The 13,492-nt window shown below is 35.4% G+C and carries 14 protein-coding genes; 4 read left to right on the top strand and 10 right to left on the bottom strand.

Annotated features, from left to right (window positions below):
• Nucleotides 1–81: 81 nt before the first annotated feature.
• Nucleotides 82–399 carry a hypothetical protein gene (locus tag K350_RS0125395; RefSeq protein WP_028982319.1) on the bottom strand — a complete coding sequence of 106 codons (318 nt, stop codon included), beginning with the start codon at nucleotides 397–399 and terminating at the stop codon, nucleotides 82–84.
• 258 nt (nucleotides 400–657) lie between these two features.
• Here K350_RS0125395 and ffh point away from each other — a divergent pair, with 258 nt between their 5' ends.
• On the top strand, nucleotides 658–1,983 hold the full coding sequence (gene ffh / locus K350_RS0125390) for a signal recognition particle protein (RefSeq protein ID WP_028982318.1): 1,326 nt from the start codon (nucleotides 658–660) through the stop codon (nucleotides 1,981–1,983).
• Nucleotides 1,984–2,069: 86 nt separating this feature from the next.
• Here ffh and K350_RS0125385 read toward each other — a convergent pair whose 3' ends face one another.
• From K350_RS0125385 to K350_RS0125375, 3 genes are all read right to left on the bottom strand, one after another.
• Nucleotides 2,070–3,092 (bottom strand): DUF6340 family protein, encoded by a 1,023-nt coding sequence (locus K350_RS0125385; protein WP_037577278.1) that lies wholly within the window; start codon nucleotides 3,090–3,092, stop codon nucleotides 2,070–2,072.
• A gap of 173 nt (nucleotides 3,093–3,265) precedes the next feature.
• Nucleotides 3,266–4,243 carry a pyruvate dehydrogenase complex E1 component subunit beta gene (locus K350_RS0125380; RefSeq protein WP_028982316.1) on the bottom strand — a complete coding sequence of 326 codons (978 nt, stop codon included), beginning with the start codon at nucleotides 4,241–4,243 and terminating at the stop codon, nucleotides 3,266–3,268.
• A gap of 340 nt (nucleotides 4,244–4,583) precedes the next feature.
• Entirely contained in the window at nucleotides 4,584–6,377 is a 1,794-nt protein-coding gene (locus tag K350_RS0125375; RefSeq protein ID WP_028982315.1) for an OmpA family protein, read from the bottom strand.
• Between the two features lie 143 nt (nucleotides 6,378–6,520).
• Between K350_RS0125375 and K350_RS0125370 the strand changes: the two genes are divergently transcribed.
• Complete coding sequence (locus K350_RS0125370; protein WP_028982314.1) at nucleotides 6,521–6,739, top strand: PspC domain-containing protein; 219 nt, start codon at nucleotides 6,521–6,523, stop codon at nucleotides 6,737–6,739.
• Here K350_RS0125370 and K350_RS0125365 read toward each other — a convergent pair.
• From K350_RS0125365 to hisS, 4 genes are read right to left on the bottom strand one after another with little or no spacing between them, the layout of a single operon-like run.
• Nucleotides 6,736–7,755, bottom strand: coding sequence for a glycosyltransferase family 2 protein (locus K350_RS0125365; RefSeq protein WP_028982313.1), 1,020 nt, complete (start codon nucleotides 7,753–7,755; stop codon nucleotides 6,736–6,738). The two genes, K350_RS0125370 and K350_RS0125365, sit on opposite strands and share 4 nt — an antisense overlap.
• Before the next feature lies 1 nt (nucleotide 7,756).
• Nucleotides 7,757–8,089 carry a YbaB/EbfC family nucleoid-associated protein gene (locus tag K350_RS0125360; RefSeq protein ID WP_028982312.1) on the bottom strand — a complete coding sequence of 111 codons (333 nt, stop codon included), beginning with the start codon at nucleotides 8,087–8,089 and terminating at the stop codon, nucleotides 7,757–7,759.
• 32 nt (nucleotides 8,090–8,121) lie between these two features.
• Nucleotides 8,122–9,990: a T9SS type B sorting domain-containing protein gene (locus tag K350_RS0125355; RefSeq protein ID WP_081671144.1), complete on the bottom strand. Its 1,869-nt coding sequence runs from the start codon at nucleotides 9,988–9,990 to the stop codon at nucleotides 8,122–8,124.
• A gap of 36 nt (nucleotides 9,991–10,026) precedes the next feature.
• The gene (hisS, locus tag K350_RS0125350; RefSeq protein ID WP_028982310.1) at nucleotides 10,027–11,409 is read right to left on the bottom strand and encodes a histidine--tRNA ligase; all 1,383 of its coding nucleotides are present in this window, start codon (nucleotides 11,407–11,409) and stop codon (nucleotides 10,027–10,029) included.
• A 93-nt stretch (nucleotides 11,410–11,502) separates the two neighbouring features.
• On the opposite strand from hisS, the gene K350_RS0125345 reads away from it, so the two are divergent.
• Nucleotides 11,503–11,985, top strand: coding sequence for a hypothetical protein (locus K350_RS0125345; RefSeq protein WP_028982309.1), 483 nt, complete (start codon nucleotides 11,503–11,505; stop codon nucleotides 11,983–11,985).
• Between the two features lie 63 nt (nucleotides 11,986–12,048).
• Nucleotides 12,049–12,192 carry a hypothetical protein gene (locus tag K350_RS32645; protein WP_169716572.1) on the top strand — a complete coding sequence of 48 codons (144 nt, stop codon included), beginning with the start codon at nucleotides 12,049–12,051 and terminating at the stop codon, nucleotides 12,190–12,192.
• Between the two features lie 57 nt (nucleotides 12,193–12,249).
• Here K350_RS32645 and K350_RS0125335 read toward each other — a convergent pair whose 3' ends face one another.
• Together K350_RS0125335 and pyrE are read right to left on the bottom strand one after the other, a co-directional pair.
• Nucleotides 12,250–12,747, bottom strand: coding sequence for a metallophosphoesterase family protein (locus K350_RS0125335; protein WP_028982308.1), 498 nt, complete (start codon nucleotides 12,745–12,747; stop codon nucleotides 12,250–12,252).
• A gap of 101 nt (nucleotides 12,748–12,848) precedes the next feature.
• Complete coding sequence (pyrE, locus tag K350_RS0125330; RefSeq protein ID WP_028982307.1) at nucleotides 12,849–13,475, bottom strand: orotate phosphoribosyltransferase; 627 nt, start codon at nucleotides 13,473–13,475, stop codon at nucleotides 12,849–12,851.
• Between the last annotated feature and the right edge of the window lie 17 nt (nucleotides 13,476–13,492).

Raw genomic sequence — 13,492 nt, 5'->3', positions numbered from 1 at the left:
ATTATATTATGTAATTATAAAAGGATGATGAGTTAATAAATTTGGGATTTATGAAGCTGAAAGAGGGAGAATAAAATCTAATTACCTTTTCGGATAATTTTTAGCTTTATGCTTGTGAGGAGCTAACTTGTGGTGCTTCAGTGAGTCTTTGTGGGTGACGTTCAATTCATCTAGTTCTGAAGAGGGGGAAGTGATTTTAGGGGAAAAAAATATAGAAAATGCAAAAATTGAAATTAAAGAAACTGCAATGGAAAGATTGTTGAAACGGTTTAATTTTAAATAAACAGGCTTTTTATGGAGCGCATCATAAATTTTATCCCAAGCATATGGATCCGGAGAGGTTTCCATCTCCTCCAGCTTATTTTTTATTAGCTCATATTTTGGATCTAGCTTTTCCATTCCCTTTCAGGGATAAATTTTTTAAAAATAATTTTCTTTTTAAAAAAGTGAACAATCAAAAAAGATGTCAGGTTCTCTTTAATTAAAACTCCTTATTACTAGATGCTTTTTTTGAGAAAAAGGTTGTATCAGTTGATTAAAGTTTTCTTTAAAAAAAGAAAAAGTGTCTAAAATTCAATTAATCAACTGAAAATTACTTCTTAAATTCTGACAGAATTCAAGGTATTTCTTAATTTTGTGGTTCAATACTGATAAAATATGTTCGAAAGTTTAAGTTCAAAAATTGATAAAGCCTTAAAAACGCTTAAAGGGCAGGGAAAAATAACTGAAATTAACGTAGCTGCTACAGTTAAGGAAATCAGAAAGGCGCTTATCGATGCCGACGTAAATTATAAGGTTGCAAAATCTGTAACAGATAGTATCAGAGAAAAAGCATTAGGCCGTGAGGTGCTTATCGCTGTTTCTCCTGGACAGCTTCTTGTTAAAATTGTCAGTGAGGAGCTTACCGAACTGATGGGAGGCACCAAAGAGGATATCAATACCAAAGGAGATCCGGCTGTTATACTAATAGCAGGTTTGCAAGGATCAGGTAAAACTACTTTCTCCGCGAAACTTGCCAGTTATTTAAAGAAACAGAATAAAAATGTATTACTGGCAGCCTGTGATATATATAGACCAGCGGCGATTGATCAGCTTAAAGTTCTTGGGGAGCAGGTAGGAGTGGAGGTTTATTCAGAGCCTGAAAATAAAAATGCTGTTCAGATTGCTAAAAATGCAATTGAACACGCAAAAAAGAATAATAAGAAACTTGTAATCGTCGATACTGCCGGTCGTCTTGCGATAGATGAGCAAATGATGAAGGAAATTGAGGAAGTAAAAGCTTCTGTTAAACCTTCGGAAACTCTATTTGTCGTTGATTCCATGACTGGTCAGGATGCTGTAAATACAGCTAAAACCTTCAATGAGCGTTTAAATTTTGATGGCGTAGTTCTAACCAAACTTGATGGTGATACTAGAGGTGGTGCGGCATTATCAATCAGAGCAGTTGTAGACAAGCCTATTAAATTCATCAGTACAGGTGAGAAAATGGAGGCGCTAGACCTTTTCTATCCTGACCGTATGGCTCAAAGGATACTGGGAATGGGAGATGTGATTTCACTTGTGGAAAGAGCACAGCAGGTTTTTGATGAAGAGGAAGCGAAAAAGCTGAATCAGAAAATAAGAAAAAATCAATTTAGCTTTGACGATTTCTTAGCTCAGATTCAGCAGATTAAGAAGATGGGTAGTATTAAGGATCTGGTTGGAATGATTCCTGGTATGAATAAAATGATGAAGGATATAGATATTGATGATAATGCATTTAAACCTATTGAAGCTATCATCAGAGCTATGACTTTAGAGGAAAGAGAAAATCCGGATATCATTAATGGTAGTAGAAGAAAGAGGATTGCGGATGGTAGTGGTACTTCTATTCAGCAGGTCAATAATCTTATCAAGCAATTCTCTGATATGAGAAAGCTAATGAAGAATATGAATAAGATGGGGAAAAAAGGAATGCCTAATATGAATGCATTCGGTAGATAGATAACTAAAATTTAATTATGAAATAAAAAGGGCCTCTTAATTATTAAGTGGCCCTTTTTATTTCATCAGTGACTTAATTATATAATTTAATTATTGTTAAGTGCTTGAACCCTTGCCATTCTGTTTCTTAAGATTCTGGTATACTTCAAGGCTAATTTAACATTATAATCTTCATAAGCTTTTTGAGCCCATTTCATTGCTGAATCTAGGTCACCATTTATTTCATGAATTATAGCATAATTGTAAGCAGCTCTTCCAGCAATTTTGGGGTCAGAATTTGAACTTTCAGTTTTCCAAATTTCTGCAGCTCCATCCCAATTGCCGGCTCTGGCTTTTCTCGTCGCAATTTTTAAAGCATTATTACCTCTTATATAATAGTCTCTGGAAACACGTGTCCAATATGGAAGTAACCTATCTGCATAAATGGTACCGGATTCTCTACCCAGACGTGTTACCACCTCTTTTCTATTTACTAATGCTTTTACAGCTTCCATTGGATTTACTCCTTGACTGTGTGAAACAAAATTTCTGTCCAGGTGATATTCATCCATTATGACTAGTGAACCCTGTGGATCATAAATGCGCCATCCTGTTTTTACAATCGTGTTCAATGTTGCGTTATGGACAATTCCCGGAACATTTCCTAAAGGGGTTGGAATAGTTGTGTTCGCTACATTAACAGCCAATTTTGAATCTGTATCAAAAAACTCAAGAGATAAAATTGCATCAACTTGATATGTCTGACAAAGTTGAGAAACAGTTGAAAGTGGAAGTGAATTTGGAAAAACTCCGGCACCCAAGGTTTTTAGATCATTTTTGTCGATTGGAACCACATTGAATCTATCACCTGCAAGTTCATTTTGGACAGCTGTGAAGCTTGCATCTGCCCCTTCTTTGTCCATATTCATGCCTTCAAGGGTTAATAACTTTTCTAAATCGTCTAGAGGTTTAGTTTTTTGAGCAGGTAGTGTTCTGTTTATTACTCCAAGCCTTTTTATGGCAGGATGTACCCTAACTACTGCCGGCTCAAGCACATTCATGGTTATAATGCCCTTTTTGCTGCAGGACGAAATTAAGACCAGAGCTAAGAGTAGGTAAATGGTTCTCATTGATAAGTAAAGTTTTATAGGGAAAGGTAATAGTTAATCTACTTAAGATTGACTAAAAAATAAATACGATGATTTGAAAATTTGGTTAGCTGGTAATATTTAAAAAGGATGGTATACAATAAAACAGGCTGCCTTTGGGGCAGCCTGATAATTATGTGATATAGAAAAACCTACTATCTGTATAATACAGACTTTGCAGCTTCTACAGTTCTCTTAACGTTTGGAAGAATTACTTCAATCAGAGTTGGTGCATAAGGTAGAGGAAGATCTCTGTTGGTCACTCTTCCGACAGGAGCATCCAGGTAGTCAAACGCATATCTTTGTACGTGGTATGCAATTTCAGATGAAATACTCGCAAGCGGCCATGCTTCTTCAACAATAACTAATCTATTTGTTTTTTTAACAGATTCTACAATTGTTTTATAATCAATTGGCCTTACAGTTCTTAAATCTACAACTTCTGCAGAAATACCTTCATTAGCAAGTTCTTGAGCTGCACTGAGGGCAACTTTCATAAACTTTCCAAATGACACAATAGTAACATCAGTACCTTCTCTTTTGATATCAGCAGTACCGATTGGAGTAAGATATTCACCTTCAGGAACAGCTCCTTTATCTCCATACATCAATTCAGATTCCATAAAAATAACAGGGTCGTTATCTCTGATAGAAGCTTTTAAAAGTCCTTTAGCATCTGCAGGAGTAGAAGGAACTACAACTTTAAGACCAGGGCAGTTTGCATACCAGTTTTCAAAGTTCTGGCTATGCTGAGAGCTAAGCATACCTGCGTTCCCTGTTGGTCCTCTGAAAACCATAGGAGCGGAATATTGCCCGCCAGACATTGACATTAATTTTGCTGCACTATTGATAATCTGGTCAATAGCGACAAGCGAAAAGTTGAATGTCATAAATTCCACAATTGGTCTTAAACCATTCATGGCAGCTCCTACACCGATACCTGCAAAACCAAGCTCTGCAATAGGAGTATCAATAACTCTTTTGGGGCCAAACTCGTCAAGCATTCCCTGACTCACTTTATATGCACCATTGTATTCAGCCACTTCTTCACCCATAAGAAACACTTTATCATCTCTTCTCATTTCTTCAGACATGGCTTCTCTTAAGGCTTCTCTAAATTGAATCTCTCTCATAGTTACTAAAATGTTTGCAACAAAAATAAAAATTTAAGGGTTTAAAACCCAATAAAATAACAAAAAGGTTATAAATATTACAGTCTGTTGTCCAATATTCCTCATAGGCCTTGATTTTAATTATTGATTTTAAAAAGGGGAATCCTTAATCATTTGGTTTACAGGATCTCGTTTGGTTAATATATGAGTAGGTGTAATTCTCAGAGAGGAATGACGGTGGATAAATACTTATTAAAATTAAGGGAATATGGGTCTTTCTTTAAGTAGAAAGATTCAGAATGAGCTATTAACAAAAAAGGCCACCATTTCTGGCGGCCCTTTTCAGTTTTCCACTTTATGCTTATTTAATAGCATTCTTAAAGTTTTCTGAGTTTTGATACTCAAGGAATTCTACGTCGTTAAGTGCTTTTTCAGTTAGTTTGCTGTCTAATTGAACCGCTCTCTTAAGATTTTTAGTAAGAGTTCCTTCGTCTTTTAATCTTGCAGCAGTAACTGCGGTTAGGTAGTATCCCCATGCGTTTTTGTCGTTACCTGCAGTTACAGCTTCGAAGCCTTTTTTCGCAGCATCGTAGTTTCTGCTTAATAGGTTAGCTAATGCAAGGTTGTATAGCACATCGTTAGTTTCGTTTGCTTTTGAAAGGCTTTGGATAGCATCATTGTATTTTGCTTGTTTGATTTCCAAAGTTCCTTTTACAGCATTGATACCTTTTTTAAGTTCTGTAGAAGCTTGAAGAGCATCAGCTTTTTGGATTTCTGCAGTTGCCTGATCTTTTAACCCTTTGATAAGATAAGCCACTGCTAGGTTTGTACGAGCTTCAGCGTTGTCTTTAATTTTTAAAGAAAGTTCAAGTTGGTTGATTGCTTTGTCAGCATTGGCAATCTTAGTTCCATTGTCAATAGCTTTTGCAGCCATTTCAAGATATACAGCTCCAAGATTGTTGTGAGCATCCCATGTATCTTGTTTTTTAATTAAAGCAGTATAAATAGCTTCTTTCTCAGTTAATATAGGAGTAAGAGTTGCAGCATATGCTAATTCATTGTAGTTAAGAGTGTCTGCATTTAAACCTTTTTCCGAGATTTCTTTAGCCAAAAGAGAAATCTGAAGATCAGTTTTCTTTGGTTTTACAGTTAATATCTCAGTTTTTGCAGTTCTTAGTTCAGGGTAAACTTTAGTGATAAGTTTCTTGAAAGATTTCAGTTTTTCAAGTTCTTTTTCTTTATCAAGAAAGTTTCCTGATCCACTGATGACTCCTAGTATTTCTGATTTTTCTTCAGCAGAAAGAGCTGTTGTAGAATCTAATTTCGCTTTCAGAGGCTCCCAATCCTGGAACACACTCTTAGTAACAAAGTTGATAGAATCTATTACATTTTTCTGGTTGAAATACTTCATTCTGTCTTTGTAGTATTTCTCAATAACCTTAGCTCTTTCTTCAGCCAATTTAGAGTTTTTAGCTTCAGTACCTTCAGGTGAGTGGTATCCAATAATTGTAACAGTTCTAGTTGCGTTTTTCTTAGCTATAAAAGCATCAAGGTTTTTTGCTTCAGAACCTTTGGTTTCTTTTTTAGTAAGTTTAGCACTTCCTTGTTCAAAGTAGAAGCCTACATTAACAGGAATTAACTCTTCTTTATTATTATATCCATGTTCAGCATAAGCTGAATAATAAATGTCTTTTACAAGTCTGGATGTTGTAATCAAACCTTTTGCAACTGGCATTTCAGCAGAGCTCTTAGATTTGCTTTTTGTAATATTTGAAGCAGTTCCTACTACAACAAGGTCTCCATTTCCGATTTCAGGTTTATAACCAAATGAAAATGCCTTGCTTACTTTTGGTTGCTCAGTTTTGGCATTCGGGAAATCAGTAGATTTAAACTCTACATCTGCTAAGTTGATTTTTTGATCTCCGTACTTGTAAGCAGTATTTAAAGTGTAAATTTTGTTCTTCTTAAGCATCTTAAGAGGAAGGGCGGCTGAAAGGTCAAATTTAACACTGTCACCATGTACCTCCAAAGGAGAAGGGGTCACAGTCAATTGTTGGTCTTTTGCCATCTTTACCATTTGCTTCAGGGCACAGCCATCTAAAAGCAAAACACCAGTCAAAAGCAATGCAACAGGAGCTTTTTTATTCAAGGTCATATTAAAAGTGTTTAATTTCATCGTTGCGAAAATATCGTTATAATTTAATTAATACAACATCTTCTTTAGGAAATTTTCATACTTATTCCAAGTTTTCAGATATTTTTTATTATATTTGAAATAGGTCAATAAAGATCAATTATATGATTAAAATTCTGGCATTCTTTGAGAAACAGGCTTTTGGCGTGTGTTCTGCTCTTGGGGAAAAATTGGGGATCGCTTCTTCCGCCGTTAGAATGTTTTTCGTATACGCCTCTTTCCTAACTTTTGGTTCTCCATTAGTAATTTATCTTTTCCTGGCATTCCTGGTCAATATACATAAATATCTTAGAAGGAAAAGAAGCACAATCTGGGATTTTTAGAAATTCAATTTCCCGAATTTATTCTTCCGATATAAAAAAAACTGCATTACCAGAGATTTTTTTAAAACAGTGGGGTCTTCTGACAGATACTGGTAACCTGCCTTTTTCAGGCGCACTCTCTTTACATATAGTTTTTTATACTGACCATATACACTGAAATGGGCTTTGATGACCGCGTTAAAATGCTTATAGGAATCAGAGAATAATAATTTAAATGCTGCTACGCCATCTAATAACATTCGGATGAAAATCGTTCTTAAAAAATGCTTTTCAGAATGATTTTTAATTAATAATGCAAGATTATTTCTGAAATTTAAATAAGTCTTTTGTGGGTTTGTCGCTGAAAGCGTACCTCCTCCTACGTGAAAGACTTCAGATTGTCCGCAATACATTATTTTATAACCCAACCTTTTCAGTCTCCAGCAGAGATCAATTTCTTCCATATGTGCAAAAAAATCGTCATCAAAGCCTCCTGCTTTATGAAAAAGCTCAGCCTTTATGAACATACATGCACCTGTTGCCCAGAAGATTTCGCGGTTGTCATTATACTGCCCTTTGTCTTTTTCCAATTTCTCAAATATCCGACCTCTGCAAAATGGGTAGCCTAAATAATCAATAAACCCTCCGGCAGCTCCAGCATATTCAAAATATTCCGGCTCTATAAATGATTTGATCTTCGGTTGGCAAGCTGCAATTAAAGGATCTGAGTCCATAAGGTCAATTATTGGTCTTATCCATCCTGAGGTTATCTGTACATCTGAGTTTAATAGTACATAATACTCAGCCTCGATTTGATTCAAGGCTGAATTATAACCTTTGCAAAACCCTTCATTTTTGGGTAATTGAATAACTTTTACTTCCGGATGATTTTCCTTGACATATTCAATACTTTTGTCAAATGAATTATTGTCAGCTACGTAAACAGTGGCTTCCGGACTATATTTTATTACGTCAGGTAAAAACTTCTTTAAAAATGTTAAGCCATTCCAATTAAGGATGACTACTGCTACTTTCATGTTAAATTAAATTTCCTAAATCCAATCCCGGTATATTTGGCAATAGGCCCTCTGTTGACTTTTTAAGACTTTCTTTGATCTTTTCTTCAATTTCTTCCATCCCTTTATTTACTGCTGCTACCACCAAGTCCTGAATCATTTCTTTGTCATTACCCTTAAGCATTTCCGGATCAATGTCCAGTTTTACTATTTTGCGGTGACCATTGATAGTTGCTTTAACCATTCCTGCTCCGGCTTCGGAAGTAACGGTGATGTTTACTAGATTGTCTTTAGCTTCTTTTACTCTTGCTTGTACTTCTTTTATTTTTCCAAGCATGTTCATCATATCAAACATGTCTATATCAATTTTTTTTCAAATCTAAGATTTTATCTTAACAATGTTACTGTTCCTTTATATACCTTTTCTCTTCCTCGATTATCCTTTGCTTTTATCAGATAAGCATAACTATCTTTTTGAGCAACATCTCCTTTATAAAAGCCATCCCAACCACTATTAATATCGGAACTGTGAAATACTATTTCTCCCCATCTGTTAAAAACTGTCATTTCAAATTCAGTAAAAAATTTACCTTTTGGTATAAAAATATCATTAATGCCATCTTTGTCTGGAGTAAATGCAGTCGGTGTGAATATCTGTATTTCGTACTTTACCGTTTTTAAATTAGACTGTGAAAAGGGGAGTAATTCAGTTCCTGCCGGCATTGCTTTTATGTAATAAGTAAACCCAACAGAAGTGTGAGGATCAATTTCCGTGTCTGTAAAAGAAAGGCTGCTACCAGCATCGATTTCTTTTACAATATTACCTGAAAGGTCTGATTTTACTATTATGTATTTTGAAACGCCTGAAATAAAACCTGAGTATGGTGTCCACTGCAGAGTGTTTTCAGTTTCTGATTCTTCCATATTGAGAATCATTGGACAAGTCTGGTTGCTCAACGGTGATTTATTTCCACAAGAGTCTGAAAATTCAGTTTGAAAACAAGCTGGATTCTGTAAATCGTATGTTGCTACGTAAAACGGAGCTTGTTTTACCTCCGCAATTTTTTCAAGTGTGCCACCATTGGTACTTTTTAATATGCTTATCTGAGGAATGGAGGAAATAGATGAACTCCATACTAATTTCACCTGGTTATTTTCAAAAGTTGAATTCAGGTTATCAATAGCAGGAGGTAGATTGGTGGAAACTCCTTTGGCACAAATGGAACCTGATTCTGATATTTTACCAGTGGAAAGATGTGTGATTAATTTATAACAATCTTCCTTGCCGCACTTGATGTCTGTATCATTAATGGATACAGTGCCATTTGCCGTAATAGTCGCTAGAGACAGGCTGTTTTTCAAGATTTCATAACTCTGAAAGTTGGGGCCATTGTATTGGCTCCAGATTATGTCGTTTACATTATTGGAAGCTGTTACAGAGAAAGTATTTGAACAGATGGTCTCGGACGAAGCAGTATTATTGCAGTCATCGAATGCTGTAATACGATAACAATATACGTCATTGGTGGTGTTAAGATTTCCATATACTATTCCTGCCGTTGAGCCATCAATAATAGTATCTATAGGGGTGAATGTTCCTGAATAATTAATATCTCTCTCTATCTTGTATTGATTAAAAGTTGGGTCCAGAGAAAGAGCCAGATTGATGCTGCCTTTAGTGGAGCTTAATTCTGTAACCGTCACTTTATTTAATCTGGGTAGAGGTAAAGCCATGTACGGCGTAACACTTTTAACAGCAGGAGCACCACATAAAGTAGGTCTGAATCTACCAGTTAAGGTAATAGCAGTTGGCCCTGATAATGTTACAATAAGCTCCTGCCCTGAATTAACAGCAACGGGGCCTATGCCATAATCAAGTAAATATTCATGATAATAAGTATCTGTTATACGAATTTTGACTTGATTACTGATACACTTGAATACTTCAAACTCAGGAAGTCTTTTATCCATAACAACTACAGTCTTCTTGGCAGTGTAGCTATTGATAATCTGATCTATGACGTATGTTCCGGATTTTTTGTAAGTATATGATTTGCAGGCAACATAATTATCATATGTAATGGCATTTGGAATGGTGCCGCAGGTGTCAGATTTTAATCCTTGAAAATTGTAATAAGTATTTGGTTTATTGTCGTCGGAAATTGTTAATAAATCTCCGACACAAATAGTGTCGGCAGATAAATCAAATTTTTCCTGTCCCAAACTATAAAAGTATTGGAAAAGTAAAACGACCATTAAAAAATACCTTACAATTTGAATCACCAGGATTTGTTATTTTAGTTTTGCGATTATCTCATCAATATTCAAAGATTCCTGTTCCCCGCTAAGCATATTTTTAATTGCAACTTTTCCCGTTTTAATCTCTTCATCACCTATAATTCCAACGAAAGTCACCTGTTTTTTATTGGCATAATCAAGTTGCTTCTTGATTTTTGCCACCTCGGGATAAATTTCACTATTGATACACTCAGCCCTTAATTTGGTAAGTAAAGGCAGCCCAAATTGTTGTCCTTTTTCGTCAAAATAGCATAGTAGAATTTTCGTTGAGTTCAGGTGTTCTTCAGGGAAGAGATTTAATTCTTCCATCACATCATAAATCCTGTCTACCCCAAAGGAAATACCCACACCGGAAACTCCCGGAAGTCCGAATACTCCTGTAAGATTATCGTAACGGCCTCCACCACTGATACTTCCTATTTGAACTCCGATTGCTTTTACTTCGAATATCGCTCCTGTGTAGTAACTCAAGCCACGAGCCAGAGTCAGGTCAAATTCAAGACTAGAGTTTGTCAATCCCATAAGATCAACTTTTTCAAGTACAGTATTTATTTCTTCAATTCCTTTTAAACCTGAGGGAGAATTTTTTAGGATCTCCCTCATTGCTTCAAGCTTTTCTTTGCTGCCACCCTGCAGATGAAGAATAGGTAAAAGCAATTCTACACTTTTTTCATCAAAGTCCTTTTCTCTTAATTCTTTCAGAACTCCTTCAATACCGATTTTGTCAAGCTTGTCAATTGCAACACAAAAGTCTGTTTCGCAACCTGGCTTGCCAATAATTTCAGTAATTCCCGACAAAATCTTCCTGTTATTAATTTTCAGAGCGAAGTTTTCAATTTTAAGCTTTTTAAAAACCTCATGAACCATCAGTACAATTTCAGCTTCGCATAGGAGTGAGTCGGTTCCTACGATATCTGCATCACATTGATAAAATTCTCTGTATCTGCCTTTTTGCGGCCGGTCTGCTCTCCAAACGGGTTGAATCTGATACCTTTTAAAAGGAAAAGTTATTTCATTCCTGTTCATAACTACATACCGAGCAAATGGTACGGTAAGGTCATATCTTAAAGCTTTTTCTGTTAGGACATCGGAGTTGATGTTTTTCTCCAGACTTTTATCAAATTCAGATTTTAGCTCCTCTTTATTTTTTGCTTCGTAAAGCCTGGAGTTCAGTATTTTAAAAATTAGTTGATCTCCCTCATCTCCATATTTCCCCGTGAGAACAGAAATATTTTCCATGGAAGGAGTTTCCAAAGGAAGAAATCCAAAGCGGGTAAATACTTCTTTAATAGTAGAAAATATATAATTTCTTTTGGCCATTTTTTCAGGGCCAAAATCTCTTGTACCTTTTGGGATTGAGGGTTTTTGATTACTCATAATTGGAATTTGCCGGCAAAAATACAAAAAGAGGTTAACAATTGGCCTTTTTTGATCGTAAATAAAGGCCTGGTTTGAGTAAAAATAAGTGTTATGAAAATTATTAAAAGCTTAGATTACATTTTAAAGAAAAGAGAAAATTACAAAATGTTATTGATTCCCATGCTGTTTCTGATTTTTGAATGCAGCGTGGCGTTATTGCTGAATTGGGAATTGTTCGGAGAACGATATAAAGTCAGTGAAAAGACATTTTTAACAGAAGCATCTACATCGGTCCATAATCCACTGATTGTAATAAAGCCTATTCATTCTGACAGAGTTACGAATCCATTTGGAATAGAGGAACATAGAGGTTTTATTAGCTTTCATAGTCCAAAGGCTGCAATAAAGGCTGTTGTATATATTCTAAGCTTGCTTTGTTCCTTCCTTGGAATATTCATTGCAATGTTGTGGATAAAAAGATTTTATGGTCAAAATTCAATAAACATCCGCTGGGAGCTATGGCCAGCAGCGTGCATGATGGCTCATGTTACATTTTACCTGATAGCCAGCGGAAATTTTAATAATATCTTTTAAAAAAGTTTTTCGGTTATAAGAAAAAAGTATATCTTTGCGGACTCAATTCTAATTTTAAGAACAATGGCAGTCACTAGATTAAAAAGAAAAGAAAAAAAGAATAAAACTGTTTCTAAAGCAAGAACTACAAGCATTAAAAGACTTACTGCTGTTCCTGTGATCAAGAAAATAGATCTAGAAGAGTTGAAAAAACAAGCTGGTGCATAATTAAGCATTCATAAAGTTATTATAAGAAAAGGTGAATTTAGGTTCACCTTTTTTATTTTATCCTCTTTTGCCTAATTCAATGGCCTTCACATTTTCCAGTTTTTTATTGTTGAGGTCAAATTTCATAATTGTTTTTATTTTGTGAAACCCTTGATTTCCAGCAGCTCCAGGATTTATTGAAATTAATTTAAGGTCAGGGTCGGAAATAACTCTCAGAATATGAGAATGACCGCAAATAAAAAGATCTGGTCTTTCCTTCATAAGTTGATCTTTTATTCCTTTGGCATAGTGCCCAGGATAGCCTCCTATATGAGTGATGAAGATTTTAAGTCCTTCTTCTTCAAAAATCAAATCTTTTGGAAATTCAAAACGAATGTCTTTGTCATCAATATTGCCATAAACACCTTTTAAGGGTTTAATTCTGGCTAATTCTAAAGCTACTTCAGCTGGTCCGAAATCTCCTGCATGCCAGATTTCATCTACATCTTTAAAATGATCAAAGACTTTTGGATCCAGAAATCCGTGCGTGTCCGAAATTAAACCTATTCTTTTCAAGGTGTTAAGACTATTTTGGGCTGAAATTCTAAAGCCTTTCAAAGTAGATCCATGTTAAATCCAGCTTCGAAAGGCTTTTTAAAATTATAAATATAAAATGATTATACTGACCATTTTTCCGGAGCTGTTCTCCAGGATTTTAATGTTTCCAGGTCGCTTTCTTTAATGTATCCAAGTTTAATCGCTTCTTTGAGCAATGCATTGTAATCTGTAAGTGATTTCAATAGAACTCCTTTGTCTTTAAAGTTTTTCTCAGCAAGATCAAAACCGTAAGTAAAAATTGAAACCATTCCAAGTACCTCAATTCCACCATCTCTCAAAGCTTCTACAGCTTTTAATGAGCTTCCTCCAGTTGATATAAGATCCTCAACGACAACAACTTTTTGTCCTGGTGTAACTTTTCCTTCAATAAGATTTTCCATTCCGTGATCTTTTGGCTTGGGTCTTACGTAAAGGAATGGCAAGTTCATCTTGTCCGCGATTAGAGTACCTTGAGGGATACCGGCAGTTGCCACACCGACAATAGCCTCTGCTTGGGGAAAATAATCTTTTACAAGAGAAACAAGTTCTTCTTTAATGATGTTTCTAACATCAGGAAATGAAAGAGAAAATCTGTTATCGCAGTAAATTGGTGAGTTCCAGCCTGATGCCCATTTAAAAGGATTTTCAGGACGAAGTTTTATCGCACCGATCTTAAGAAGGGATTCAGCTACTTTTTCTGAAGACATATAAATTTATTTGAAGG

Origin of the sequence: Sporocytophaga myxococcoides DSM 11118, assembly GCF_000426725.1 — a bacterium.
In the GTDB taxonomy this organism is placed as follows: Bacteria; Bacteroidota; Bacteroidia; order Cytophagales; family Cytophagaceae; genus Sporocytophaga; species Sporocytophaga myxococcoides.
This window is presented reverse-complemented; position numbering and strand designations above follow the sequence as displayed.